The sequence below is a fragment of the Pseudomonas violetae genome (genome assembly GCF_023072615.1).
Lineage (GTDB): Bacteria > Pseudomonadota > Gammaproteobacteria > Pseudomonadales > Pseudomonadaceae > Aquipseudomonas > Aquipseudomonas violetae.
The window spans coordinates 85,004-108,451 of the sequence record NZ_JAKNRW010000017.1 but is presented as its reverse complement, the minus strand read 5'-3'; the positions used below and the strand labels follow the sequence as shown (position 1 = coordinate 108,451).

Genomic DNA, 23,448 nt, shown 5'->3' with positions numbered 1-23,448 from the left:
GAAGCAACTCGCTGTCGAAAACTTCATAACTCATTGTTTACCAAGGAGTTTTCCGTTTCGACTGCGCCGGAAGTGGGGCGAATTATAGACATCTGAAATCTGCCGTCAAGCACTGTTTCTGCTTTTCTATCAGAAAGCCGAATTTGCCGCATAGAGATAGACGTAACAACGTCGAATGCGCAGTATATTGCCCAGATATGGAATTACTCTCGCTTCCTACCTTGGACGATGCCGCGAAATGAACAACCAGCCCCGCCCCCTCTCTTCAACCCTGTTCTCGGTTGGCCTGCTATTAATAGCCATGGCATCGATCCAGTCTGGCGCGTCCCTGGCCAAAAGCATGTTTCCATTAATAGGCGCACAAGGGACCACAACCCTGCGCCTGATCTTCGCCAGCGTGATAATGCTGCTAATCCTGCGACCTTGGCGTGCCAAGCTCACCGCCAAGTCTCTGCGCACCGTCATCATCTACGGCATGGCACTGGGCGGCATGAACTTCCTCTTCTATATGTCCCTGCAAACGGTTCCCTTGGGGATAGCGGTCGCCCTGGAGTTTACTGGTCCCTTGGCCGTCGCAATCTACGCCTCCCGTCGAGCCATCGACTTCCTGTGGATTGCTCTCGCTGCAATAGGCCTGCTCCTGCTGATTCCTATCGGAGCAACCAGTAGCGGCATCGACCTCGTGGGTGCCGGTTATGCACTGGGGGCTGGTGCGTGCTGGGCGCTATACATTCTGTTCGGACAGAAAGCCGGTGCAGACAACGGCGTACAGACAGCCGCATTGGGCGTGATGATCGCGGCGCTGTTCGTCGCCCCCATAGGAATCGTGCATGCAGGTGCAGCCCTGCTCACCCCATCACTGATTCCCGTGGCCATCGGTGTCGCCATTCTGTCCACCGCCCTGCCCTACACCCTGGAAATGGTCGCCCTTACACGCATGCCTGCCCGCACTTTCGGTACGCTGATGAGTATAGAACCCGCGTTCGGTGCGCTGTCTGGTTTACTTTTTCTGCATGAATACCTTTCGTTGTCACAGTGGATGGCCATCATGTGCATTATCTTGGCATCCGTCGGCGCCACCCTGACCATGGGCAGTAATGCCAAGCCTGCGGTCGCGGTGGATTGATAAAGGATTTGACGAGGGTCTGGTATTTGACGGCCAATTAGGCCATGTTTAACGCCCTGCCGGGCCCGACGACCTGGTCGTCAGGCAGGGAATTTCAAGATCTGGATATCAAAACGCTTCAAGCGAAAGCGAATGCAGTCAGACCCGGGCATCAGATCCGGGGACGCTATAAGGATAGTAATGAAACGAATTTTGATACTGATCGCGGTACTCGCAGTTGCGGGTTGTGCGGCGACCGCCAAGACACAGGTCAAGCACGGCAAGAAAGGGCTGCACATCAACTGTTCCGGCCTGTCGTCCTCTTGGGACAAGTGCTACACCAAGGCTGCCAACTCGTGCGTGCCCAAAGGTTACAAGGTCATCGCCAAGTCAGGAGATTCGGTGGAGGAGCCAGGCGATTACCCGTTCGGCATCAATCCTGCCGGTTACACCAGCCGCAGCATGATCGTCATCTGCAAGTAAGCGGTCGTCAGGTTCGCAGATCTGCGATCTGCTTGCGGATCTCGTCGTAGCTGGACTTCAGCACCGTGCGCTGGATATCCGGTGTCGCCAGCATCCGCGCGACTACCAAGGCCCCGATACACTGCGACAGGATTGCCCAGGCAAGGCTGTCGCTGCCTAGCGTCTGCGCCCAGCTTTGCTGAAGCCGACAGATCCAGTTTTCCGCCTGCTGCCGAACAGCATCCTCCGAGCGGGCGATCTCGGCGCCCAAAGCAGGCAAAGCGCAACCCGTATCAACACTCTCGACATGCGCCATGCTCAGGTATTGCCGCAGACAGCGGTCCAGATCCTGATCCTCACCCAGCCGGGCCATGCTCTGCCCTAGCTCACGCTCGACAATCGAAGCAAACAATTCGTCCTTGGACGAAAAGTGGCTGTAGAAAGCACCTCCGCTCAAACCGATCGCCTTCATCAGGCCATCCACCCCGACGGCAGAAAACCCGGACTTCTTCGCCGATACAGCACTGCTCCGCAAGAGCCTTTCTCTGGTTTCCAGCTTGTGGTTGGCCGAGTAACGCATCGCCTTGCCCTCAGTAGTGATCACCTTGACGCCTGTCGAATCGTAGCATAACGTTCGTTTAGTTAACGATCGTTTACTAAAGGATCTGCGATGAATAACAAGAAGGTCGTACTCGTTGTCGGTGCCGGGGATGCTACCGGTGGCGCCATTGCCAAACGTTTTGCCCAGGAAGGGTTCGTCGCCTGCGTAACCCGACGCAACGCCGATAAACTCCAGCCCCTGGTAGATGCCATCCAGGCCACTGGTGCAGAAGCCCATGGTTTTTCCTGCGACGCCCGCAAGGAAGAGGAGGTAGTGGCACTGGTCGAACAAATTGAAAGCCAGATTGGCCCCATCGAAGCGTTCATCTTCAATATTGGCGCCAACGTCCCGTGCAGCATCCTTGAGGAGACTGCGCGTAAATATTTCAAGATCTGGGAGATGGCCTGTTTCTCAGGATTTCTCAACGGTCGCGAAGTGGCCAAGCGCATGGCCCAACGGCAGCGAGGAACGATTCTGTTCACCGGTGCTACAGCTGGACTGCGCGGCGCGGCAGGCTTTGCAGCTTTTGCTGGGGCCAAACACGGGATCCGTGCCCTGGCCCAGAGCATGGCCCGGGAATTGGGGCCGATGAATATCCACGTGGCTCACGTAGTGGTCGACGGCGCCATCGATACCGATTTCATTCGCGACAACTTCCCCGAGAAATACGCAACCAAGGACCAGGACGGCATCCTCGACCCCGAGCACATCGCCGAGAATTACTGGTACCTGCACAGTCAGCCGCGCGATGCCTGGACCTTCGAGCTCGACCTGCGACCTTGGAACGAACGCTGGTAAGCCCCTCCCGACAATAATAAGCAGAGCACATCGATCATGAGTAAAACCGTGGAGTTCTTTTTCGACCTCGGCAGCCCGGCCACCTACCTGGCCTATACCCAGCTGCCGCAGATCTGCCAGCAGACCGACAGCCAGTTGATCTACGTGCCGATGCTGCTGGGGGGTGTATTCAAAGCGACGGGTAACGCTTCACCGGCAACCATTGCCGCCAAGGGTCGCTACATGTTCCAGGACCTGGATCGGTACGCGAAACGGTACGGTGTGCCACTCAAATTCAATCCGCACTTCCCTATCAATACCCTGATGTTGATGCGCGCAGTGACCGGCATGCAACTACGCCGCCCCGAGCGCTTTGAGGCGTTTATTGACTGCCTGTTCCGGGCACTTTGGGTTGAAGGTCGCAGCCTGGGTGATCCGGCGACCGTCGCCGCAGTGCTGAGCGAACACGGGTTTGATCCGGCTGAAATCCTGGCACTCACCGCAGACGAGGATGTGAAGGCTGCGCTCAAGAACAACACCGAGCGAGCGGTTCAAAGAGGAGTGTTTGGTGCACCGAGTATGTTTGTTGGTGATCAGCTGTTCTTCGGCCAGGATCGACTGGACTTCGTGGTTGAAGCCCTGAGCTGAATACAGGCGCCGCAATCGGCGCCTGATCTTCCGATAATCAGATGGCAGCCGTCCGGGTGTTCAACCACTCAAGCGCAGCCCCATCGAGCAGCGGGGCAAGGCGCTCACGCACTTCAGCGTGATAGCCGTTGAACCACAATTTTTCATCTTCCGTCAGCAGCACTGGCACCAGGCAGCGGGTATCTATCGGGCACAGAGTCAGCGTTTCGAATTTAAGGAACTCGCCGAACTCGCTCTTGCCCGCCTCGCGATTCAATACCAGGTTCTCTATTCGTACACCCCAACGGCCAGGACGGTAGGTACCAGGTTCGATGGAGGTAATCATGCCCGGCTGCATGGCAGTGTGCGGTGCGGCAGCGGCTTGATAGGCAATCACCTGCGGACCTTCATGCACGTTCAGGAAGTAACCAACGCCATGGCCGGTCCCGTGCCCGTAATCGACGCTTTCGGCCCAGATCGGCGCGCGTGCGATGGCGTCCAGTAGCGGTGAAAGAATACCTTTGGGGAACTGCGCCCGGGACAATGCGATGACACCTTTGAGCACCCGTGTGCAGTCTCGCTTCTGCTCCTCGGTTGGGGTACCGACCGGAACCATGCGCGTAATGTCGGTGGTGCCACCCAGATACTGGCCGCCGGAGTCGATCAACAACAGGCCGTCGCCCTCGATCACCGCGTGCTCTTCTTCGGTGGCGTGGTAGTGCGGCATTGCGCCGTTGGCGTTGAATGCGGCGATGGTGTTGAAGCTCAGCGACACATACCCCGGACGACGCATACGCGCTGCCGTCAGGTGTTCGTCGATAGTCAGCTCGGTAATGCGCTCACGACCCCAAGCCGACTCCAGCCAGGCGAAGAACTCGCACAGTGCGGCGCCGTCCTGCTCCATGGCCTGGCGGATGTGCTCGGCATCAGCCAGGCTTTTTTGCGATTTCGCCAGGGTGGTCGGGTTAAGGCCTTCGACCAGTTTTACGCCGCTATCCAGGCTATCCAACAGCCCAGCGGTGACCCGCGCAGGATCGATCAGCAGGCTGGTGCCCGCAGGTACCGCATGCAACGCGTCAGCCACTTCGTTGTAATCACGCAGCGTCACACCGCTCTGTTCGAGGATTGCGCGCAACTCGGCGCTGACCTTGCTCAATGCCACGAACAAGGTGGCCTGTTTCTGACCGATCAGGGCGAAGGAGACAAACACTGGGTTGAATGACACGTCGCCGCCACGCAGATTGAACAACCAGGCGATGTCATCGAGAGTGGCAATGAAATGCCAGTCAGCTTTGCGGCCCTTCATCACCTCGCGCAATTTTCCCAGCTTTTCTGTGCGACTGACGGTCGCCTGGGGCGGCAAATGTTGATAGATCGGCTCGTCCGGCAGGGTCGGACGATCGCTCCAGACTTCGCTCAACAGGTCAATGTCCGTACGTAAACGTGCACCGCGGCCCTCAAGCTTGCCGCCCAGGGTTCGCGCCGAAGCCACTGCCATCACCGCACCGTCCACCGCCACCACACCACCTTCTGGGGTTTGCTCGGCCAGCCAGTCCAATGGTCCAGGCTGGCCCGGTTGCAACTTGACCAGCTCGATACCGCTGCCTTCGAGTTCCTTGGTCGCCTGCTCCCAATAACGGCTGTCGGCCCAGACTCCGGCGAAGTCCGGCGTAACGATCAGCGTGCCTACGGAACCATGAAACCCCGACAGCCACTGCCGCCCTTGCCAGTAACCCGGCAGGTATTCCGAGAGATGCGGGTCTGCTGACGGCACCAGCAGTGCATGAATGCCCTCCCGGCTCATCAGCTCGCGGGTTTGCGCCAGGCGCTGGGGTACTGACCCATTGTTCAAAGGCTGCGTACTCATCATGTCTCCTGCTAATCACGTAATCATTATTGTTGAAGCGCTGATTTGCATCGACGCTTTAAGACCCTATTGCCAGAATGCTGGAGCACTGGCGCAGGCTGCTTTTATAAGGTCTACCGCCTGGTCGATATCCTGCTCGGTGGTGAACCGTCCAAGACTCAAGCGGATGGTGCGACTTGCCGAGTGAGCGTCATGCCCCAGGGCCAGCAGCACATGTGAGGGGGTGTTACTGGCGGAATTGCACGCCGACGTTGCGGAAAACGCAATCGAGTGGCGCAACGTCGCGGTATTGAATTCACCCTCGGCAAACGTCAGGCTCAGGGTGTGGGGAATACGCTGCAAGGGACTGCCATTGAGACGAATACCCGCAATGCTAAAGAGTTGTTCGAGCAAGCGTTGCCGCAGACCGGCGATGGTGGTTTTTTCATCCTCGAACAACTGCGCCGCCAACTCGAAAGCCACACCCATCGCCGCGATCTGATGAGTTGCCAGGGTACCCGAGCGCAAGCCTCCCTCGTGCCCGCCACCGTGAATCTGCGCGTGCAGGCGTTGTTGCGCACGGGGGCCGACGTACAGCGCACCAATACCTTTAGGGCCGTAGATTTTGTGGGCGGAAAACGACATCAAGTCCACCGGCAACTGCGCCAGGTCGATGACGACCTTGCCGGCACCCTGTGCAGCGTCGACATGAAACAAGACATCACGCGCACGCACGATCTCGCCGATTGCGGCGATATCGTTGACCGTGCCCAGTTCGTTATTGACCAGCATCAGCGAGACCAGGAAGGTCTCCTCGCGCATGGCTTCGCTGACCGCCTGAGGGGTGATCAGGCCATCGGCATCAGGCACCAGATAAGTGACAGCGACCCCGGCGTCCTGCAATTGCCTGGCAGTGTCGAGTATCGCCTTGTGCTCGATCTGACTGGTAATGACATGGCCGCCAACGACGCCTCGGGCCTGAGCCACGCCCTTAAGCGCAAGGTTATTCGATTCGGTGGCGCCTGAAGTCCAGACAATCTGATTGGCCTGGGCACCGACCAGATCGGCGACTTGCTTGCGGGCATGCTCTACGGTTTGCCGGGCCTGTTGACCGAACGCATGGGAGCTGGACGCGGGGTTACCAAAGTTACCGGTGAAACCCAGGCACTCGACCATGACCTTGATGACTCGCTCATCCACCGGAGTGGTGGCGGCGTAGTCGAAATACAAAGGGCGTTTATTCATAAAAGTCTCGCAGAGCGGGTTCCGGGATCAGGAAGCTCGTTACTGGAACGGCAAAGCGCAGCCTCGTGAGCTGCGCCGATATTCCAGAACGTTAGAAATACCTGATCGGAGGCCGTTAAAGAAGTACAACTTCATTTAAAAGTGCGTCGGAACGCTCATGAAGTCGAGCTTAACAGGCATCGGACAACCGGTTGAAGCAATGCATCAGGCAATGCTCTCCAGCAGCAGCGGATAAAGCGATATCACAAGCAGTGCGGCCATCCCCCAGTTGAATACGCGCAACCAGCGCCGATCTTTCAGCACGTTGCGCAACAGCGTGCCGCAGGCCGCCCAGACGCCTACGCTGGGCAGGTTGATTACGGCAAAGACCGCAGCGATCACGATGACATTGGTGAAATATCCCTGCATCGGCGTGTAGGTGCTGATGGCGCCAATGGCCATAATCCAGGCCTTGGGATTCACCCACTGAAACGCCGCCGCACCCAGGTAGCTGATCGGCTGGCCCTTGCCGTCCGCGCTGTCGGAAACCGGTCCGGAATGGGCGATTTTCCACGCCAAGTACAGCAGGTAGGCGGCGCCGACGTAACGCAACACTGCGTAAAGCAATGGATAGGTTTGAAACACCGCGCCCAGGCCGAAACCCACCGCTACCACCAGCACAAAAAAGCCGCAGGTGATACCGAGCATATGCGGGATGGTGCGGTTGAAGCCGAAGTTCACACCAGATGCCAGCAACATGGTGTTGTTCGGGCCAGGAGTGATCGAGGTGACCAGGGCAAACAGTGCAAAGCCCAGCAGCAGATCGGGAGAGAGCGTCATCGGTGGCAGTCCATCAGGGTCAGTCAGGTACTGACCCTATCGCACGTCTCGCCTGAAGCCCATGGACAGTTGAGTAGAACTTCGAGCGGTACAGTCGTTCAGCTTGGACGACCGTGCAGTTGGACAGCGTGTTCGGCGTTCATTTCACCATGCTTGTCAAAGCTGAAGGCTTTCTGTGGCTGGCCGAGCAATTCGGCTTTTTTCGCGTGGTACTCGTCAAACGACAGGCTGCGACGATTCAGATCTTCCAGGGCCAATTGGCGGCTTTCTTCCGGGGTGTAAGGGCGTAACTCCGGGGAAACGTGGCTCGCACATCCAGCAAGTACGGAAAATGCGAGCAACAGCAAAATGGCGATTGGAGATTTCATGGCGTGGCGTCCTGGCATCTGGGTTCGGGGCAATGAACACAGGCTACTCGCGCCCCCCGCCGGGCAGAAATCAACGCGCTCGATAGTGGGTATCAACCTTTCAGCGCGGTACGCCATACACCCGAATGGAAGCGGGTGGCGCGGCACATTTATAACCTGCGCGCACGTAATCGCCCTCTTGTCGCCGTGAACTGCGGCGCCTTCTCTGAAACCCTGGGAGAGGCGGCACTGTGCGGGGAATGAGAAAGTTGTATGCACCTATGCGGTCAGTGCCGAGGCCGGCTGGCCACGATCAGTGAACTGGCCGTGAAAAACGCCGGCCTGCGCCCCCCCAGGGTGAGCGCTTTAAGCCGCTCTCCATCTAACCCACCAGATGGCAGTGCAGCGCGTTGTCATGGCTACGCTCCAGACTGTGCAAGACTTGGAACGAGCCAAAGGTCACAGTCTTCGCCTGGTGAGCACGAATCAAATGCCAGAAATCCTGCTCGCCACTTTCAAACTGCCGGAACGCCGCTTCTCCTGCTTCACGCGTCTGCCATTGCAGATAGTTGAGCACCCGCCGGCCATCGTCGCTGGCCTGGATGCTAGCACTGAGGAATCCCGCGTAGTCCCGAGCCAGCCGTTCGGTTTGCATCGATAGCGCCGACACCAGTGCCGGTTGCTGATGGGGTTCGATCTCGAACTCGATAAGTTGGGTGAAGCTGCGATTTTTCTCTGGCGCCTGCATGAAAAAGTCCCCCTCTGCGTATGCCGGACGTTGCTATCCGAAGGCCTGCAGGGTAAAACCTCCAGTTAAGTCAAGGTCAAGAGGGATTTTTCAAATGATGACCTCGGAACACCTGCACCGGGAACTCACTGTCGGCCAGGTTGCCGCCCGCAGCGGCGTGGCAGTCACCGCGCTGCACTTCTACGAAACCAAGGGCCTGATCAAGAGCAACCGCAACCAGGGCAACCAGCGCCGCTACCCGCGGGAAGTGTTGCGCCGAGTGGCGTTGATCAAGGTGGCACAACGCCTGGGCATTCCTTTGGCAGAGATTGGTAAGGCGCTGCAATCGCTGCCCGATAACCGCGCACCGACGGCGGCCGACTGGAAGGTGTTGTCGGCCCAGTGGAGCCGGGATCTGGATGAGCGGATCAACCAGCTTGCGTTGCTGCGCGACCGGTTGAATGGATGTATTGGTTGTGGATGCCTGTCGATGGAGGCATGCCCGTTGCGCAATTTTGGTGATGTTTTGGGCGACCGCGGGCCTGGGGCGCATTTGCTGGAGGAGGACTAGTCGTAAAATTACGAGTTAGGACTCACCTCGGGCTTGCCCAATGACAGTGTGATGAAATAGCGTTCATCTTTCGGGCGCCTGTGGTCCCAGCAACGATCGACCTCCAACTTGACTTGATACTTGTCGCCAGCCTGCCCAGTAGAGCCATGACTATCGTTGCCACGATCCCGCGCTGCATGCTACAGCGTCTTAAGGGGTTCATCGGACGCCACTACCCGCTGCAAAGTCTCGAATGGCTTGTTCGATCAGGTGGCGATCAGAGCGCCGGAGCAAGCCATCAAACTGGGTTGCCGCCTCCATCACGGTTACAGGATGTTTTTCTGTTCGTGCCATGCCAAGCATTCAACACTTTTCTCTGTGTCGCCAGCTTCGATTGCCTCGAACGCTTGCAGGATCTCCCCATGGTTAATTCCAAACTGTAGTTTTTGTTCTCTAATAAGCCATAACACCGGATGTTGGGTATTCCCGTAAATGCTCTTCCGTGACGGCAGGCAAGCCTCTAGCGCGTGAGACCCTCGCTCGGCATAGAATGTATGCAACGGATACACATCAAGAAAAAGCGTGGTGTTTCCCAGCGCAAGCATGTCGTGAACAAATATAAGTTGCTTCTGCGCCAGCGATAACACCTCGTCGGAACCCGGCAATCTTCTGTATTTGTTGGATGACGGTAAAACAGGTCAAAAGATCGCAGCCTGCGGCAGCTCATACTATATTCATGGGTTCGCAATATCCTTATCTGAAAACAAAACCAGGGAGAACCGCCATGAGCGTCAAACCCATCCCCGAGGGCTATCACAGCATTACGCCGTATCTGGGTATTCAAAAAGCTGCCGAAGCCATCGAGTTCTACAAAAAAGCCTTTGGGGCCATCGAAGTCATGCGCCTGGCGATGCCCGATGGTGGCATTGGTCATGCCGAATTGCGCATCGGCGATTGCCCGATCATGCTGGGCACCCCTTGTGATCAAGGGCCGCTGAGTAATCCTGAGCAGTCCCCTTCGGTAGGGCTGCACCTGTATGTCAATGATGTGGACGCTTCGTATAAACAGGCGATTGCTGCAGGGGGCATTGTCGTTTCCGAGGTCAAGGATCAGTTTTATGGTGATCGATCCGGAACGTTGAAGGATCCCTTCGGACACATGTGGTTTCTGGCCACGCGCAAGGAAGACCTGACCCAGGAGCAAATTGAGCAGCGCGCGCAGGAAATGTTCCAGCAGGGATGACATACCGGTCCGCTCCCGCAGGTACCTCACTGTGGGGGTCGGAACATCCAGGCGCTCGAAACATTTTCTTTCATATGCTGCTTCCGGATTCTTGATTCTCATTCGTCTTATATAGATGCAGTCTGCTCGCGTAGGCAAAAACCACGAGCGACTTTTCATCGATCCAACGCTGGGAAGCCTGCAGCCAAGGCCCTCCCATCGCTATAAGACTTACATCATGTCGAAGAAATCCCGTTCCAAAATCTGGTTTCTGGTCCACAGCTGGCTGGCGCTACCGATCTGGTTTTTGGTACTGATCGTATGCGTGACCGGCACGCTTGCCGTGGTCAGCCAGGAGATCGTCTGGCTGGCCAACCCGCAAATGCGCGCCAGCCAGCCCTCCGATGATGCCCCGATGCTGAACTACGACCAGATCGTCGCCGCGATCAAAAAGGCCGAGCCGAACACCCTGGTCGAAAGCATCAGCCGTCCCGATGAGTCGCACTTTGCCCTCGACGTCGAGGTCAGCTACCCGGATGGACGTTCGGTGACGGTCTACGTCAACCCGTACACCGGGGTCGTACAGGGCGCTGCACCGCAATTCAATTTCCAGGCCTTCACCCGCGCACTGCATGGCTGGTGGCTGGTGCCGTTCACCAACGGCTATAGCTGGGGCTGGTACCTGGTGTCGTTCCTGAGCCTGCCGATGCTGGCGTCCCTGGTCACCGGGCTGGTGGTGTACAAGAAATTCTGGAAAGGTTTCCTCAAGCCAACCCTGCGCATTCGTCATGGCGTGCGGATTTTCTGGGGCGACTTTCACCGTCTCAGCGGCATCTGGTCAATCTGGTTTATCGCGGTGATTTCCGTGACCAGCACCTGGTTCCTGATCGAAGCATTCATGTTCGATAACCAGGTGACGATTTCCACTGCCCCGGTGGCCCTGGTAGTGGCTCGAGAGAGCGTGCCGGTGAGTGCCGATGGTTCGCCTGCGCCGATGATCAGCCTGCAGAACGCGATCACCGAGGCCAAGGAGCGCATTCCCGGGCTTGAGGACAGTTTTGTCAGTATGCCCGCCAACGCTTACAGCTACCTGACGGTAGGCGGACGCAGCTGGTACCCGCTGATGTTCCAGACCGCCGATATCAACCCCTACACCGGTGAAATCGCCTCCACTCGCCTGCTCTCGGACCGCTCCGGGCTGGAGCTGGTGACTGAATCCATGCGTCCGCTGCACACCGGTGACTTCGGTGGCCTGTGGATCAAGCTGATCTGGTTCTTCTTCGGCTTGCTCCTGAGCATGATGGTCCTCAGTGGCCTGCTGATCTGGACCAAACGCACCGCCTTGGCCACGGCCAACGCGCTGAAGCGGGAAAACAAGCGCGCACGAGCGCAACCTGCCCCTCGCCACGAAACCACGGAGGTTTGCCAATGAGCCTGCTCGTTGCGGATAAACCCTCTTCGAAACTGAGCCGTTTCTGGCACAAATGGCGTTTCCACATCAATGTCCTGCTGTTACTGGTACCGCTGGGCTTCATGCCCAAGTACTTCGCGGATGCCGCGCTCTTCCGGGGCGATACCGGTTTGGGTGAAAGGGAGGCCGGAGAAGTGCAGGTCGGCCCCTGGAGCCTGCGCCTGGCTGAACTGCGCAACGAAGCGCCGCGACTCGATGGGCCCGCCGGCTATATGAAAAGCTTCAACGCCGCGTTGTGCGACAGCTGCGGTGACCAGGTCAAGGCCACTTACTTACGCATCGGCAAGCCCCGCAGCCTGCGCGCCGCCGGGGTGATTTTCTTCGGCACGCCTTACCGCATGGGCGCCATGTTGCCGATCCCGGAGAAAACCAAGGCCGACGCTGAACTGTGGATCACCATGGAGGGCTGGGACGGTGCGATGCACCAAGCTTCCATGCCTCTTAGCCAGGCATCCCCCGCCACCATCGAGTGGCTGACCAAACAAGGAGGCAAACCATGACTTTCCGTCCTCTACGCAACCTGGTGCTAGTGCTCTGCACCGGATTCAGCGCCAGCGTCCTGGCCCACAACCCGATGTGCGAGTGCAAGGCCCTCGACGCCGAACAAATCGAATGCACTGGGGGTTTTTCCGATGGCAGCGGCGCCCCGGGTGTGACCCTGGATGTGATCGGCTACGACGAAACCATTCTGGTGCCCGGTAAGCTCGGCGCTGACTCGAAAATGACGTTCAAGAAACCCACTGCCGAGTTCTATGTGCTGTTCGATGCAGGTCCCGGCCATGTCGTGGAAATAGACCAGGCGGACATCGAAACCCCATGAGCACCCCCACCCATCAAATAGTCCGCCCGGCCGGAGCCGGTCACGAAACGCTATATGTATTGCTCCTGTGCCTGATGATTCTGGCCGTGGCCGGCTCGGTCGTAGCCTGGCGACATGAATCCCAGGAAGTCAGCACCGTGACCAGTCACCAACTGGATGCGCGCCGCGACCTGAGCGCTTCCGAACAGGGCATCTACGCCGACCTGCGAGTCACGCTAGACGAAATTCACCTGTTGCGTCAGGAGCGGCAGGCGCTACCGACCCCAGCGCTGCTGGCTGACGAAGGTTTCGCGCCATTCGCCCAGGACGCCAGCTCGGTCAGTCGTGGCAGCCATGCCTGGGAGTTGCTGCAGGACCGGGCCTATTTCGGCCAGAGCCAGTCCCCCGAAGTCGCCGGTTCTTTCCTGATGCGCCTCACCGCCGGCGACGATGAGCCGGACATCTGGCTCCACCGCGGCAAAGCCCTCAAGGCGCCAGCCGATCTTGCCAACACCGCGCTGGAAAGCGCTGGCTGGCGGCAGATCGTCGCGCAATTCGATGCCGGCGTCACTCGCCAGCATCGGCACTGACCCCTCGCCTTTACCCGAGAGAAGACCGCTTTCCCATGCCTATTTCATCTCAACGTTTCATCCGCGTGTTGCTGGCTGGCCTGCTTGCCTGCCTGCTGGCCCCAATGGCCAGTGCTGACGAGGCCAAGCGCCTGCGCATCGGCATCACCCTGCATCCGTACTACAGCTACGTGGCGAATATCGTCGGCGACAAGGCCGAAGTGGTGCCATTGATTCCCGCAGGCTTCAACCCGCATGCCTACGAGCCACGCGCTGAAGACATCAAGCGCATCAGCGGGTTGGACGTGGTCGTACTCAATGGGGTCGGGCATGACGATTTCGCCGACCGCATGATCGCCGCCAGCGAAACCCCAAATGTGCCGGTGATCGAAGCCAATGAAAACGTGCCGCTGCTGGCTGCGACTGGCGTGGCTGCCCGCGGCGCCGGCAAGGTCGTCAATCCACATACCTTCCTGTCGATCAGCGCCTCGATTGCCCAGGTTAACAACATTGCCCGGGAGCTCGGCAAACTTGATCCGGCCAACGCCAAGACCTACACCCAGAACGCCCGCGCCTACGGCAAACGCCTGCGGCAGATGCGTGCTGCAGCCCTGGCGAAATTGACCGAAGCGCCCAATGCCGAGTTGCGCGTAGCCACCGTGCATGCCGCCTATGACTACCTGCTGCGCGAATTTGGCCTGGAAGTCACAGCCGTGGTCGAGCCTGCCCATGGTATCGAGCCCAGCCCGAGTCAGTTGAAAAAGACCATCGACCAATTGCGTGAACTGGACGTGAAAGTGATTTTCTCCGAGATGGATTTCCCATCGAGCTATGTCGACACCATCCAGCGTGAGTCCGGGGTAAAACTGTACCCGCTGTCGCACATTTCATATGGTGAATACACGGCCGACAAGTACGAAAAGGAAATGACCGGCAACCTCAATACCGTGGTCCGGGCCATCCAGGAGAGCGGCGCATGACTGTCCAGGAGACCCTGATTGCCCAAAGCATTGGCCCGACCCTGGACTTCGCCGGCGTCGACCTGACCCTCGGCCGTACCATGATCCTGGACCAGGTGACCTTCCAGGTTCAGCCCGGCAGTGTCCATGCACTGGTCGGCCCCAACGGTGGCGGCAAGAGCTCGCTGATCAAGACCCTGCTCGGTCAAATGCCCCACCAGGGCCGCCTGAGCCTGCAATGGCCCGGTACCCCGGGGACGATCGGGTACGTCCCGCAAGCGCTGGAGTTTGATCGCGGACTACCGATGACCGTAGACGACTTCATGGCTGCGATGTGCCAGCGCCGTCCGGCATTTCTGGGGGTGAGCAAGCATTACGCCGCAGCCATCGGTGACGCACTGGAGCGGGTCGGCATGCAGGACAAACGCAAACGGCGCATGGGCGCCTTATCCGGAGGCGAACGCCAGCGTGTATTGCTGGCCCAGGGGCTGATTCCGGCGCCGCAACTACTAGTACTCGATGAGCCCATGTCGGCACTTGATGAGGCCGGCATCCAAGTGTTCGAGCGACTTCTCGGGGACTGGCGCCAAAGCGGCATCACCGTACTGTGGATCGAGCACGACCTGGAGGCGGTGGGTCGCCTGGCGGACCGTGTCACCGGGCTCAACCGCCGAGTGCTGTTCGATGCAACGCCCAAGCAGGCCCTGACACCGGAACGCTTGCTGACGCTGTTTTCCACTCATCCACGGAGCGCTGCCTGATGAGTTATGAAGCCTTTCGTCTGATGGTTCAAGGCTGGGCGTCTTCGGGTTATCTGCCGGAAGCGCTGGCCTACGGGTTCGTGATCAACGCGCTGCTGGCCGGTTTGCTGATCGGACCAGTGCTGGGCGGCTTGGGCACCCTGGTCGTGGTCAAGCGCTTTGCGTTTTTCTCCGAAGCGGTCGGCCACGCGGCACTGACAGGTGTGGCTGTCGGCATTCTGCTGGGTGAACCTTACACAGGGCCGTATGGCAGCCTGTTCGGCTACTGCCTGCTGTTCGGTATCCTGCTCAACTATTTGCGCAACCGCACCGGGCTGTCACCGGATACGCTGATCGGCGTGTTCCTGTCCGTTTCGTTAGCCCTGGGTGCCAGCCTGCTGTTGATTCTGGCCGGCAAGATCAACGTGCATATCCTTGAAAACGTGCTGTTCGGTTCGGTTCTGACAGTCAACGGGAATGATCTTCTGGTGCTGGCCATCGTGGGTTCACTGGTCATGGCGCTGGCCTTGCCGCTGTATAACCGCATCATGCTCGCCAGTTTCAACCCGCAACTGGCCGCCGTGCGCGGAGTGGCTGTGAAGACCCTCGATTACCTGTTCGTGATTCTGGTAACCCTGATCACCGTGGCCGCAGTGAAAGTCATCGGCGCCATTCTCGTCGGGGCCCTGCTGGTCATCCCGGCAGCGGCTGCACGCTTGCTCAGCCAATCGCTCAAAGGCTTTTTCTGGTGCTCGGTGTTGATCGCCACGGTCAGTACCCTGTGCGGCATTCTCGGGCCGATCGTCTTTGATCTGCCTATTCCGTCCGGAGCCGCGATCATCCTGGTGGCTGGTATCGCCTTTGCCCTGGCAGCCACTGCCCGTGGCATCGTTCCTAGCCTGAAAGGGAATATCGGATAAATGAATTTTAATTTGCGTCAACTGATCCTGGCCGTTGCTCTGTGCGCCCTGGCCAACCCTGCATTGGCGACTGACAGCGCAAAACCGTTGCGGGTCCTGGCCTCATTGCCGATCACCTACGGCTTGGGCGAAGTCTTACTCAAGGGCACCAACGTCCAGCTGGAACGTGCAGCGCCCGTAACTTTGCCCGGCAGCCGGCAGACCGCGTACTTCACCGGGCGAGGTGCGCCTGCTCTGGCCAAGCTGGCGACCGACGCCGATGCAGTGATTGGCCTGCGTTCGTTATGGGCCGACGATCCGCTCTATCCCATGTCCCGGCGCAGCAACATTCGCGTGGTCGAAGTCGACGCCGCCCGCCCGGTGGACGGTGCACTGCCCGGCATCGCCGTACGGCCGGGCAACAAGGTTGACGGCCTCAACAGCCAACCGTGGTTTTCCAGCAACAACATGGGGCGCATGGCGGATGTGATTGCCGCAGATCTGGTGCGCCTGGCACCCACCGCCAAACCGTTGATCGAGGCCAATCTGGCGATGCTCAAACAGCGTCTGCTAAAGTTCAGCGCCGACAGCGAAGCGCGCCTGGCCCGCGCCGACAACCTCAGCGTGATGAGCCTGAGCGATCATTTCGATTACTTGATTGGCGGCCTCAACCTGGAACTGATCAGCCTCGACGCCCGACCGGATACCGAATGGACCCCGGAGGCGCTCAAGCAACTGGGGGTTACCCTCAAGGACCATGATGTGGCAGTGGTGTTGCATCACCGCCAACCGTCGGATGTGCTGAAATCGGTGATTGCCGAGGCTGGGAGCCGGTTGGTGGTGTTAAATGTCGATGGGGTGGATCCGGTGGCGGAACTGGAGGAAAATGTGGACTTGGTGATCAAGGGGTTGGGTGACGAGGGGGCACGCTCTCCTCTGTAGGAGCTGTCGAGTGCAACGAGACGGCGATTATTTCTACAGCCCAACCACCAAAAAGCCCGCTGACTGTCGCCGGTCCAGCGGGCTTTTTGTTACAGGCAAACTCAGTGAACCACAACCGCCTGCTCATACATCTTCTTGCGCAGGCTGCCGCCGCTGACGCTGGACATCACCACCACGCCCGCAATAGTCCCGGCGAGCTCAAAGGCAAACATCTTGCCGTACGCCCAAACCCGCTCTGGATCTCGTCGACAATCAGCGCCTCGCGGGCCTTTTCGCTAATGCGACGCTGGCCACGCTACCCGTCGAGGCCAGCCGGAATCACCCCTCCCTCGCCCGGCACCGCTTCGACGATCACGGCCAGGCAGTCGATGAAGCTGCGGCCTGCAATATCTTCGACATAGATACCGTTGACACGTTTGAGCGCCAAAAGGATGCGCCGAGGCTAGCTACGGGCGTTGGACTCCTGCCGGGTCTGTCGCGCCAGGAACGACGACTCGCTGAACTGATAAAGCTTTTCAGCCGGCGCCGGAGCGACTTGCGCCGACTGATCTTGCGCAAGGCTGGTAGCGCCAGACATCTCTCGACCCTCAAAAAGGTTTTCCTGCTGTGGAAACGCTCCAGGCATCCGAGGATGTAGACCCCTTGTCAGCTTTTATTGCAGGCGACGACAGACCTTTGTGCATGGGAATGGCCTGCAGACCGGCGACCTTGAATGTCGGGGCGCAGGGCTGGTATCCCAGATGCCGGTAGAACCCTTCGCCGGTGAGGGTGCTGTTGAGCCGCACGTGGCAGAGGCCATGGCCGATCAACCAGCTTTCCAGATCTTTCACCAGCGCCTGTCCCGCCCCGCGCCGAAACCATTCCGGCTGCACGTAGCAAAACGCCAGCTTGCCGCTGATCGCAGCCATGGCGACCCCCACCGGTTTGTCCTGTAACAGGGCAATGTTGAGGTATAACCGCGGGTCAGTGAGCCAGGCCATCACGTGCCTGGCGGTTTTGCTGTGGGTCCAGGTAGCAACTGTTCGTGGATCGTTGCGGTGATCGATGGCACAGCCAACGCGGATGGAGCGTTCGACTATCCGGCAGATAATGCCGGCGTCGGCGGGGGTTGCCTTGCAGACATGCAGAGATGCTTCCATGGCGCCAGTACCTCAATCCATTGAGTCAAAGCCGGCGAGGACGATAGCGCTATGGGGGCTGGATGCCTATCGGATAGACGTTACTTTTGATGTGAACCAGGCCCCCTCAGGCCGGCTGCAATGGCATCGTCAATTCAACCCGCAAGCCGTCCGGCTTGCTGTCGAACTTCAGCGTGCAACCGCAGCGCTGGACAATCGCCTGGACAATCGCCAACCCCAGGCCGCAGCCGGTGCTTTGGCCATTGCGCCAGAAGCGCTGGGTCAGATGTTGCAGGTCATCCTCGGCGATACCCGGGCCGTGATCGCGAACCACGAACTGAACTCGATTATCGACGGTTTCCACGCTCAGCTCTACGGGACCATTGCCAGGAGTATGGCGCAGTGCGTTGTCCAGCAGATTACGCAGTGCGGCAATCGACAGCATTGCCGGCATTTGCACCGGCGCAGCGGAAAGCCTTGCCGGGACCTTGAACCTGATGCGCTGGCGATCGCCACTGGCGGCGTCCTGAATGGCCAGTGTGGCCACCTGCTCGGCATTGCATTGCACACCGTCATCGAAAGACAGACTGCCTTCGACCCGCGCCAGCAGCAGCAACTGTTCGAGAGTGCGGTGCAGACGATCAGCGCCCTCCTCCGCCCGGGCGAGGGACTGGTCACGGGCGGCGCCCTCGGTCATGCGCGCTACCTGCAGGTGCGTCTTGATTGCCGTCAGCGGGCTACGTAACTCGTGGGCGGCGTCACCGGTCAGGCGCCGCTCGCGCTCGATGGTATTGCCGATCCGTTGCAGCAACTGATTCTGGGTGTCGAGCAGCGGTTGCAATTCGCTGGGCAGCGGCTGGATCTGCAACGGCTCCAGGGAGTCGGCGCTGCGCCGCATCAGGGCATCACGCATACGATTGAGCGGCGCCAGGCCCTGGCCGATCCCCAGCCACAGCAAGCACAGGCAACCGAGCAACGCCACGCCGACCGGTACCGATGCAGCCAGCAGGATCGACATGTTCAAGGCTTCACGCTCGATCTGCCGGTCAGCCGTGGTGATACGCAGATCATCCCGAACCAGGGTGAAACTGCGCCAAGGCGCGCCATCGATCATCTGGTCATGAAAACCCAGCTTCTCGGCTTCCAGGGTCTGTTGCGGATCGGTGTGACTGCGGGCCAGGATCTCGCCGCGCAAAGAACTGACCTGGCAGGCCATGCCGCCCGGGATGCTCAGCTCCTGCGCACTGAAATGGGTGCCCTCCCCCTTGCTCGGCAACGCCGGCAGTTGTTCCATCAACCCGGCGACCATACGCGCGGAAGCCACCAGGCGCTGGTCGAGGGAAAACATCATCTGGTTGCGCAGATCGCTGAGCATCCAGGCTGCCGCCAGAGCCCAGATCAGCGCGAACGCGGCGCCCAGGGTCAGAGTCAGGCGCAAACGCAGGCTCATCACTTCGATCGATCTCCACTGTCCGCAGGCCCCAGGCGATAACCAAGGCCCCGCACAGTCTCGACGATGCCGTTACCGAGTTTGCGCCGCAGGTGATGGATGTGCACGTTCAGGGCGTTGCTTTCCAGCTCATCGTTAAACCCATAGACACTGTCTTTGAGCTGTTCGGTAGACAGGACCCGGCCACGGTTGTGCAGCAGAGCCTGTAACAGCGACTGTTCACGCCGTGACAAGTCTACCGGCTGACCGCCCAGGGTGGTTTCGCGGCTACTCGGATCGTAGGTCAGCGCGCCATGCTCGATCAGGTTGACGCTGCGCCCCGCCACTCGCCGCAACAAGGTATGCAAGCGCGCGGCCAGTTCACGCAGGTCGAACGGCTTGAGCAGGTAATCGTCGGCGCCCGCTTGCAGGCCATCGACCCGATCAGTGACCGAATCCCGGGCGGTCAGGATCAGCACCGGAATCTCCAGGCCACTGTGACGCAACTGCTGCAACAGCTTCAAGCCGTCTTCATCGGGCAGACCGAGATCGAGCACCATGACGTCGAACTCGGCGACCTTTAGCATCGCCCGGGCAGAGGATGCGGTAGCCACGTGCTCGACCGTCAGGCCCTGAGCGGTGAGGCCGGCGACTATGCCGCTGGCGATCAGCGCATCGTCTTCACAAACCAGTACGTGCATAGTGAGTACCTGAAAAGAACCAATTAGGCCTGTGGCCGATTAAGCGGACATTATGCCGCATGCGCAGTCGCGACAAGGCCGTAGCGGTTAATCATCGGTTAATCGCCGTCTCTCATCCTGCCCACCACCTGCACAGGGATAAGGCTTACCAATGCGTCGAATTTTTCTGCTTTTCGTTCTCCTGATCTCGGGCATGGCCCAGGCCGCCAACGATCCGTTCGCGACCAAACCGGATTTCCTTCCGGTAGGCAAGGCGTTCATCTTCACTTCCGAACGCCTGGAAACCGGTGAAACCCAGCTCTATTGGCAGATCGCTGATGGCTATTATTTGTACCAGCAGCGCCTCAAATTTGATGGCCTGCCCGTAGAGCACAAACCTGCTTTGCCTCCTGGCGAATCTCACAGCGATGAGTTTTTCGGCGAACAGCAGGTGTACCGCCAGGGCCTGGAGCTGAAAATACCGGCCGGCGCCACAGGGCAGGTCAAAGTAGGATTCCAGGGCTGTGCCGATGCAGGCCTGTGTTATCCGCCGCAAACCCAGGTCGTCGACTTGGGTGGCAAAGCCGTTGCACCTGCCACCGCCGAAGCGCCAGACCAGGCCCTGGCCAGCGGCCTGCAACAACGGGCGCTGGGCTGGAGCCTGCTGGTGTTCTTCGGCCTCGGCCTGCTGTTGGCGTTCACCCCCTGCACCTTGCCGATGCTGCCAATACTCGCCGGACTGATCGTCGGCAGCGGCGCCTCGCCTCGACGCGGCTTCGCCCTGGCTAGCAGTTACGTGGTCAGCATGGCCCTGATCTATTCGGCTATGGGCGTATTGGCAGCGATGCTGGGCGCCAATCTACAGGCCTTGCTGCAAAACCCCTGGCTGCTGGGTACCTTTGCTGGCGTGTTTGTCCTGCTGGCGTTGCCTATGTTCGGCTTCTTCGAATTGCAACTGCCAGTGGCCATTCGTGACCGCCTGGAGAATGTCTCGCGCAACCAGCGCGGCGGCAGTCTCATTGGCGCCGGCGTGCTGGGGGCGGTGTCCGGCCTGCTGGTGGGGCCATGCATGACCGCCCCCCTGGCGGGCGCCCTGCTCTATATCGCGCAGAGCGGCAATGCGCTACACGGCGGGCTGATTCTGTTCGCCATGGGCATCGGCATCGGAGTGCCGCTGCTGTTGCTGGTAACGGTCGGCAATCGCTTCCTGCCCAAGCCAGGCGCCTGGATGAACCTGCTCAAAGGCGTGTTCGGCTTCCTGTTCCTCGCCACTGCGCTGCTGATGCTGCGCCCGGTACTGGATGAATCCCTGTGGGTCGGGCTGTGTGGAGCATTGCTGTTGATCGCAGCCTACAGCGCCTGGAAGCAATCGGAAGGCTTCGGCCGTGCTGCGCAGCTGTTCGGCGCAAGTTCCATGCTGATGGGTTTGTGGGGCAGCCTGCTGATGATCGGTGCCGCTGGCGGCGGTGATGACCTGTTCAAGCCCTTGCAGGTCTATAGCGCGGCGAATTCGACCAGCGTTGCACGCCAGGTTGGCCACGACGCCTTCACCACCATCAAGGACCCAGCCTCACTGCAACGGGAACTGGATGCTGCAAAGACTCAAGGTCAATGGGTGTTACTCGACTATTACGCCGACTGGTGCGTGTCCTGCAAGGTCATGGAAAAACGCGTGTTCGGCCAGCCAGAAGTGCTCACGGCGCTCAGTGACGTACGTTTGCTGCGTCTGGACGTAACCGCCGATAACGCAGCCAGTCGCGAACTCCTCGGCCGATACAAAGTGCCAGGACCACCGAGCCTGCTGTGGATCGGCACCGACGGCGAGGAGCGGCGCAGCCAGCGCATTACCGGCGAAGTCGATGCCGCCACTTTCCTGCAACGCTGGACCCTCACGCGAGAGGCCCCTTAATGCTGACTTTCACGCTGGGTACTTTTGCCATCGCGCTCAATCACCTGCTGCTGATCGGTGCCTTGGCCTTGGCGACCTTTGTCGGTTGGCGAGCAGCCAAACGCGGTGGCGAGAACCCCGAGTCGGTGCTGTTCAGCCTGTTCCTGATCGGCATGCTGGCAGCCCGGATCAGTTTCGTGGCGCTCTACTGGACGCATTATCGTAACGATCCCTGGCAAGTCATCGACCTTCGCGACGGCGGCTTTCTCGCCTGGCCCGGAGTGATCGCGCTGCTGTTGGCCGCCGTCTACCGGGGATGGCGCCGCCCGGGCCTGCGCCGCCCCTTGGGTTTTGGCGTTGGCAGCGGCCTGGCGTTCTGGCTACTCGCTACTTTTTCTCTGTCCATCTACGAACAGGGCACACGCCTGCCGGACATTACGCTGCGCAATGCGGCAGGGGAAACCGTGCAACTGACGGACTACAAGGGTGGCCCGCTGGTCATCAATCTCTGGGCCACCTGGTGCCCGCCATGTCGCCGGGAAATGCCGGTGCTGGAAAACGCCCAGCAGCAGCGTCCAGACCTGACCTTCCTGTTCGTCAATCAGGCCGAAAGCATGCAAAGCGTCAGTACTTACCTGGAAACCCAGGGCCTGAGCCTGTCGAACGTATTGTTCGATGGCAGTGGCCGCCTGGGTCAGGCGGTGGGCTCAATGGCCTTGCCGACTACGCTGTTCTACAACAACGAAGGTCGCCTGCTGGGCAGCCATCTGGGCGAACTGTCGGAAGCTAGCCTGGCCCGCGCCCTGGAAAACTTCGACAGCCCCAATTCCGCCACTTCTCCAAGGAAACTGCCATGCCCCAACTCCGCCACCTGCTGACGTTGACCCTGGGCACTGCCCTGTTGCACCTGCCATTTGCGCAGGCGGCCGAAGAACTGCCTGAAGCTATCAAGAAGATCGAAGCCAAGGGCGCAAAAATCGTCGGCCAGTTCGATGCACCAGACGGTCTGCGCGGTTACGCCGCCCAGTACCAGAACCGTGGCATGGCGCTGTACCTGACCCCGGATGGCAAACACGTGCTGCTGGGCAACCTGTATGACGCCGACGGCAATGACCTCAGCACCGCGCCCCTGCAAAAGCTGGTATACGCGCCGATGTCCAAGGAAGTCTGGGGCAAGATGGAAGCGAGCAACTGGATAGCCGACGGCAACAAGGACGCACCACGCGTGGTGTACCTGTTCAGCGATCCAAATTGCCCTTACTGCAATATGTTCTGGGAACAGGCGCGGCCTTGGGTGAAAGCCGGCAAAGTGCAGCTTCGGCACATCATGGTCGGCATCATCCGCGAGGACAGTCCGGGCAAATCCGCAGCACTGCTGGCCGCCAAGGACCCGCAAAAGGCCCTGGCAGACCACGAAAAAGCCGGCAAGGCCAGTTCGCTCAAGGCCTTGAAAGATGTTCCGCCGGCGATCCAGGCCAAGCTGGCGGCGAACATGCAGTTGATGGAAGAGCTGGAATTGTCCGCCACTCCGGCGATTTTCTACATGGACGACAAGGGCGAATTGCAACAGCAGCAGGGCGCACCGTCGCCAGATAAGTTGGTGAAAATTCTAGGGCCCAAGTAAGA

27 protein-coding genes and 2 pseudogenes are annotated in these 23,448 nt (G+C 59.5%); 18 read left to right on the top strand and 11 right to left on the bottom strand.

The genetic code is table 11. The features are described from left to right. The first annotated feature begins 238 nt into the window (after window positions 1-238). Together rhtA and L9059_RS19175 are read left to right on the top strand one after the other, a co-directional pair. Window positions 239-1,126: a threonine/homoserine exporter RhtA gene (gene rhtA / locus L9059_RS19180; protein ID WP_247292509.1), complete on the top strand. Its 888-nt coding sequence runs from the start codon at window positions 239-241 to the stop codon at window positions 1,124-1,126. Between the two features lie 180 nt (window positions 1,127-1,306). Beyond that, window positions 1,307-1,588 carry a hypothetical protein gene (locus tag L9059_RS19175; protein ID WP_247292508.1) on the top strand — a complete coding sequence of 94 codons (282 nt, stop codon included), beginning with the start codon at window positions 1,307-1,309 and terminating at the stop codon, window positions 1,586-1,588. Between the two features lie 7 nt (window positions 1,589-1,595). Here the strand turns inward: L9059_RS19175 and L9059_RS19170 are convergent, their stop codons facing one another. Further along, window positions 1,596-2,147 (bottom strand): TetR/AcrR family transcriptional regulator, encoded by a 552-nt coding sequence (locus tag L9059_RS19170; protein WP_247292507.1) that lies wholly within the window; start codon window positions 2,145-2,147, stop codon window positions 1,596-1,598. 90 nt (window positions 2,148-2,237) lie between these two features. Here L9059_RS19170 and L9059_RS19165 point away from each other — a divergent pair, with 90 nt between their 5' ends. Next, window positions 2,238-2,966, top strand: a complete 729-nt coding sequence (locus tag L9059_RS19165; RefSeq protein ID WP_247292506.1) for an SDR family oxidoreductase — start codon at window positions 2,238-2,240, stop codon at window positions 2,964-2,966. 36 nt (window positions 2,967-3,002) lie between these two features. Continuing rightward, window positions 3,003-3,593, top strand: a complete 591-nt coding sequence (locus L9059_RS19160) for a 2-hydroxychromene-2-carboxylate isomerase (RefSeq protein WP_247292505.1) — start codon at window positions 3,003-3,005, stop codon at window positions 3,591-3,593. Window positions 3,594-3,630: 37 nt separating this feature from the next. Here the strand turns inward: L9059_RS19160 and L9059_RS19155 are convergent, their stop codons facing one another. The 4 genes from L9059_RS19155 to L9059_RS19140 all read right to left on the bottom strand — a co-directional run bounded on the left by L9059_RS19155 (window position 3,631) and on the right by L9059_RS19140 (window position 7,850). Beyond that, window positions 3,631-5,439 (bottom strand): aminopeptidase P family protein, encoded by a 1,809-nt coding sequence (locus tag L9059_RS19155; RefSeq protein WP_247292504.1) that lies wholly within the window; start codon window positions 5,437-5,439, stop codon window positions 3,631-3,633. Window positions 5,440-5,505: 66 nt separating this feature from the next. Then, the gene (locus L9059_RS19150) at window positions 5,506-6,663 is read right to left on the bottom strand and encodes a cysteine desulfurase family protein (protein ID WP_247292503.1); all 1,158 of its coding nucleotides are present in this window, start codon (window positions 6,661-6,663) and stop codon (window positions 5,506-5,508) included. A 204-nt stretch (window positions 6,664-6,867) separates the two neighbouring features. Further along, window positions 6,868-7,482 carry a LysE family translocator gene (locus L9059_RS19145; protein ID WP_247292502.1) on the bottom strand — a complete coding sequence of 205 codons (615 nt, stop codon included), beginning with the start codon at window positions 7,480-7,482 and terminating at the stop codon, window positions 6,868-6,870. Between the two features lie 98 nt (window positions 7,483-7,580). Then, window positions 7,581-7,850: a hypothetical protein gene (locus tag L9059_RS19140; RefSeq protein ID WP_247292501.1), complete on the bottom strand. Its 270-nt coding sequence runs from the start codon at window positions 7,848-7,850 to the stop codon at window positions 7,581-7,583. 135 nt (window positions 7,851-7,985) lie between these two features. Between L9059_RS19140 and L9059_RS19135 the strand changes: the two are divergent. Further along, window positions 7,986-8,136: pseudogene (locus tag L9059_RS19135) on the top strand (sigma 54-interacting transcriptional regulator); the annotation flags it as partial. A 75-nt stretch (window positions 8,137-8,211) separates the two neighbouring features. Here the strand turns inward: L9059_RS19135 and L9059_RS19130 are convergent. Further along, window positions 8,212-8,577 (bottom strand): antibiotic biosynthesis monooxygenase, encoded by a 366-nt coding sequence (locus L9059_RS19130; RefSeq protein WP_247292500.1) that lies wholly within the window; start codon window positions 8,575-8,577, stop codon window positions 8,212-8,214. A 94-nt stretch (window positions 8,578-8,671) separates the two neighbouring features. On the opposite strand from L9059_RS19130, the gene soxR reads away from it, so the two are divergent. Continuing rightward, the gene (gene soxR / locus L9059_RS19125; protein WP_247292499.1) at window positions 8,672-9,127 is read left to right on the top strand and encodes a redox-sensitive transcriptional activator SoxR; all 456 of its coding nucleotides are present in this window, start codon (window positions 8,672-8,674) and stop codon (window positions 9,125-9,127) included. A 305-nt stretch (window positions 9,128-9,432) separates the two neighbouring features. Here soxR and L9059_RS31045 read toward each other — a convergent pair whose 3' ends face one another. Then, window positions 9,433-9,753, bottom strand: coding sequence for a DUF2515 family protein (locus L9059_RS31045; protein WP_428480285.1), 321 nt, complete (start codon window positions 9,751-9,753; stop codon window positions 9,433-9,435). 137 nt (window positions 9,754-9,890) lie between these two features. Here L9059_RS31045 and L9059_RS19120 point away from each other — a divergent pair, with 137 nt between their 5' ends. The 9 genes from L9059_RS19120 (at window position 9,891) to L9059_RS19080 (ending at window position 16,707) form a co-directional block, all read left to right on the top strand. Continuing rightward, window positions 9,891-10,349 (top strand): VOC family protein, encoded by a 459-nt coding sequence (locus tag L9059_RS19120; protein WP_247292516.1) that lies wholly within the window; start codon window positions 9,891-9,893, stop codon window positions 10,347-10,349. 217 nt (window positions 10,350-10,566) lie between these two features. After that, window positions 10,567-11,760: a PepSY-associated TM helix domain-containing protein gene (locus tag L9059_RS19115; RefSeq protein WP_247292498.1), complete on the top strand. Its 1,194-nt coding sequence runs from the start codon at window positions 10,567-10,569 to the stop codon at window positions 11,758-11,760. Beyond that, window positions 11,757-12,299 carry a thiamine pyrophosphate-binding protein gene (locus L9059_RS19110; RefSeq protein ID WP_247292497.1) on the top strand — a complete coding sequence of 181 codons (543 nt, stop codon included), beginning with the start codon at window positions 11,757-11,759 and terminating at the stop codon, window positions 12,297-12,299. Before L9059_RS19115 ends, L9059_RS19110 begins: the two co-directional genes overlap by 4 nt. Further along, window positions 12,296-12,619: a hypothetical protein gene (locus L9059_RS19105; protein ID WP_247292496.1), complete on the top strand. Its 324-nt coding sequence runs from the start codon at window positions 12,296-12,298 to the stop codon at window positions 12,617-12,619. Before L9059_RS19110 ends, L9059_RS19105 begins: the two co-directional genes overlap by 4 nt. Then, entirely contained in the window at window positions 12,616-13,188 is a 573-nt protein-coding gene (locus L9059_RS19100; protein ID WP_247292495.1) for a DUF6162 family protein, read from the top strand. Before L9059_RS19105 ends, L9059_RS19100 begins: the two co-directional genes overlap by 4 nt. Window positions 13,189-13,223: 35 nt before the next feature. Continuing rightward, window positions 13,224-14,147, top strand: coding sequence for a metal ABC transporter substrate-binding protein (locus L9059_RS19095; protein WP_247292494.1), 924 nt, complete (start codon window positions 13,224-13,226; stop codon window positions 14,145-14,147). Then, window positions 14,144-14,887 (top strand): metal ABC transporter ATP-binding protein, encoded by a 744-nt coding sequence (locus L9059_RS19090; protein ID WP_247292493.1) that lies wholly within the window; start codon window positions 14,144-14,146, stop codon window positions 14,885-14,887. Before L9059_RS19095 ends, L9059_RS19090 begins: the two co-directional genes overlap by 4 nt. Continuing rightward, window positions 14,887-15,786: a metal ABC transporter permease gene (locus L9059_RS19085; RefSeq protein ID WP_247292492.1), complete on the top strand. Its 900-nt coding sequence runs from the start codon at window positions 14,887-14,889 to the stop codon at window positions 15,784-15,786. Before L9059_RS19090 ends, L9059_RS19085 begins: the two co-directional genes overlap by 1 nt. Beyond that, entirely contained in the window at window positions 15,787-16,707 is a 921-nt protein-coding gene (locus tag L9059_RS19080) for a metal ABC transporter substrate-binding protein (RefSeq protein ID WP_247292491.1), read from the top strand. Window positions 16,708-16,847: 140 nt separating this feature from the next. Here the strand turns inward: L9059_RS19080 and L9059_RS19075 are convergent. From L9059_RS19075 to L9059_RS19060, 4 genes and pseudogenes are all read right to left on the bottom strand, one after another. Further along, window positions 16,848-17,284, bottom strand: a pseudogene (locus L9059_RS19075) (aminotransferase class III-fold pyridoxal phosphate-dependent enzyme); the annotation flags it as partial. A 10-nt stretch (window positions 17,285-17,294) separates the two neighbouring features. Next, on the bottom strand, window positions 17,295-17,846 hold the full coding sequence (locus L9059_RS19070; protein ID WP_247292490.1) for a GNAT family N-acetyltransferase: 552 nt from the start codon (window positions 17,844-17,846) through the stop codon (window positions 17,295-17,297). Window positions 17,847-17,952: 106 nt separating this feature from the next. Continuing rightward, the gene (locus L9059_RS19065; protein WP_247292489.1) at window positions 17,953-19,278 is read right to left on the bottom strand and encodes an ATP-binding protein; all 1,326 of its coding nucleotides are present in this window, start codon (window positions 19,276-19,278) and stop codon (window positions 17,953-17,955) included. Next, entirely contained in the window at window positions 19,275-19,955 is a 681-nt protein-coding gene (locus L9059_RS19060) for a response regulator (protein ID WP_247292488.1), read from the bottom strand. Before L9059_RS19060 ends, L9059_RS19065 begins: the two co-directional genes overlap by 4 nt. Before the next feature lie 151 nt (window positions 19,956-20,106). Between L9059_RS19060 and dsbD the strand changes: the two genes are divergently transcribed. The 3 genes from dsbD to dsbG are packed head-to-tail and all read left to right on the top strand — an operon-like array spanning window position 20,107 to window position 23,446. After that, window positions 20,107-21,843, top strand: coding sequence for a protein-disulfide reductase DsbD (gene dsbD / locus L9059_RS19055; RefSeq protein WP_247292487.1), 1,737 nt, complete (start codon window positions 20,107-20,109; stop codon window positions 21,841-21,843). After that, the gene (locus L9059_RS19050; RefSeq protein WP_247292486.1) at window positions 21,843-22,700 is read left to right on the top strand and encodes a TlpA disulfide reductase family protein; all 858 of its coding nucleotides are present in this window, start codon (window positions 21,843-21,845) and stop codon (window positions 22,698-22,700) included. The genes dsbD and L9059_RS19050 overlap by 1 nt, the downstream gene beginning before the upstream one ends. After that, window positions 22,676-23,446, top strand: a complete 771-nt coding sequence (gene dsbG / locus L9059_RS19045; RefSeq protein ID WP_247292485.1) for a thiol:disulfide interchange protein DsbG — start codon at window positions 22,676-22,678, stop codon at window positions 23,444-23,446. The genes L9059_RS19050 and dsbG overlap by 25 nt, the downstream gene beginning before the upstream one ends. Window positions 23,447-23,448 lie beyond the last annotated feature (2 nt).

Bases quoted from the DNA above. Each gene is read 5' to 3' on its own strand.
- rhtA (WP_247292509.1), top strand. From the start codon at position 239: ATGAACAACCAGCCCCGCCCCCTCTCTTCAACCCTGTTCTCGGTTGGC.
- L9059_RS19175 (WP_247292508.1), top strand. From the start codon at position 1,307: ATGAAACGAATTTTGATACTGATCGCGGTACTCGCAGTTGCGGGTTGT.
- L9059_RS19170 (WP_247292507.1), bottom strand. From the start codon at position 2,147: ATGCGTTACTCGGCCAACCACAAGCTGGAAACCAGAGAAAGGCTCTTG.
- L9059_RS19165 (WP_247292506.1), top strand. From the start codon at position 2,238: ATGAATAACAAGAAGGTCGTACTCGTTGTCGGTGCCGGGGATGCTACC.
- L9059_RS19160 (WP_247292505.1), top strand. From the start codon at position 3,003: ATGAGTAAAACCGTGGAGTTCTTTTTCGACCTCGGCAGCCCGGCCACC.
- L9059_RS19155 (WP_247292504.1), bottom strand. From the start codon at position 5,439: ATGAGTACGCAGCCTTTGAACAATGGGTCAGTACCCCAGCGCCTGGCG.
- L9059_RS19150 (WP_247292503.1), bottom strand. From the start codon at position 6,663: ATGAATAAACGCCCTTTGTATTTCGACTACGCCGCCACCACTCCGGTG.
- L9059_RS19145 (WP_247292502.1), bottom strand. From the start codon at position 7,482: ATGACGCTCTCTCCCGATCTGCTGCTGGGCTTTGCACTGTTTGCCCTG.
- L9059_RS19140 (WP_247292501.1), bottom strand. From the start codon at position 7,850: ATGAAATCTCCAATCGCCATTTTGCTGTTGCTCGCATTTTCCGTACTT.
- L9059_RS19130 (WP_247292500.1), bottom strand. From the start codon at position 8,577: ATGCAGGCGCCAGAGAAAAATCGCAGCTTCACCCAACTTATCGAGTTC.
- soxR (WP_247292499.1), top strand. From the start codon at position 8,672: ATGATGACCTCGGAACACCTGCACCGGGAACTCACTGTCGGCCAGGTT.
- L9059_RS19120 (WP_247292516.1), top strand. From the start codon at position 9,891: ATGAGCGTCAAACCCATCCCCGAGGGCTATCACAGCATTACGCCGTAT.
- L9059_RS19115 (WP_247292498.1), top strand. From the start codon at position 10,567: ATGTCGAAGAAATCCCGTTCCAAAATCTGGTTTCTGGTCCACAGCTGG.
- L9059_RS19110 (WP_247292497.1), top strand. From the start codon at position 11,757: ATGAGCCTGCTCGTTGCGGATAAACCCTCTTCGAAACTGAGCCGTTTC.
- L9059_RS19105 (WP_247292496.1), top strand. From the start codon at position 12,296: ATGACTTTCCGTCCTCTACGCAACCTGGTGCTAGTGCTCTGCACCGGA.
- L9059_RS19100 (WP_247292495.1), top strand. From the start codon at position 12,616: ATGAGCACCCCCACCCATCAAATAGTCCGCCCGGCCGGAGCCGGTCAC.
- L9059_RS19095 (WP_247292494.1), top strand. From the start codon at position 13,224: ATGCCTATTTCATCTCAACGTTTCATCCGCGTGTTGCTGGCTGGCCTG.
- L9059_RS19090 (WP_247292493.1), top strand. From the start codon at position 14,144: ATGACTGTCCAGGAGACCCTGATTGCCCAAAGCATTGGCCCGACCCTG.
- L9059_RS19085 (WP_247292492.1), top strand. From the start codon at position 14,887: ATGAGTTATGAAGCCTTTCGTCTGATGGTTCAAGGCTGGGCGTCTTCG.
- L9059_RS19080 (WP_247292491.1), top strand. From the start codon at position 15,787: ATGAATTTTAATTTGCGTCAACTGATCCTGGCCGTTGCTCTGTGCGCC.
- L9059_RS19070 (WP_247292490.1), bottom strand. From the start codon at position 17,846: ATGGAAGCATCTCTGCATGTCTGCAAGGCAACCCCCGCCGACGCCGGC.
- L9059_RS19060 (WP_247292488.1), bottom strand. From the start codon at position 19,955: ATGCACGTACTGGTTTGTGAAGACGATGCGCTGATCGCCAGCGGCATA.
- dsbD (WP_247292487.1), top strand. From the start codon at position 20,107: ATGCGTCGAATTTTTCTGCTTTTCGTTCTCCTGATCTCGGGCATGGCC.
- L9059_RS19050 (WP_247292486.1), top strand. From the start codon at position 21,843: ATGCTGACTTTCACGCTGGGTACTTTTGCCATCGCGCTCAATCACCTG.
- dsbG (WP_247292485.1), top strand. From the start codon at position 22,676: ATGCCCCAACTCCGCCACCTGCTGACGTTGACCCTGGGCACTGCCCTG.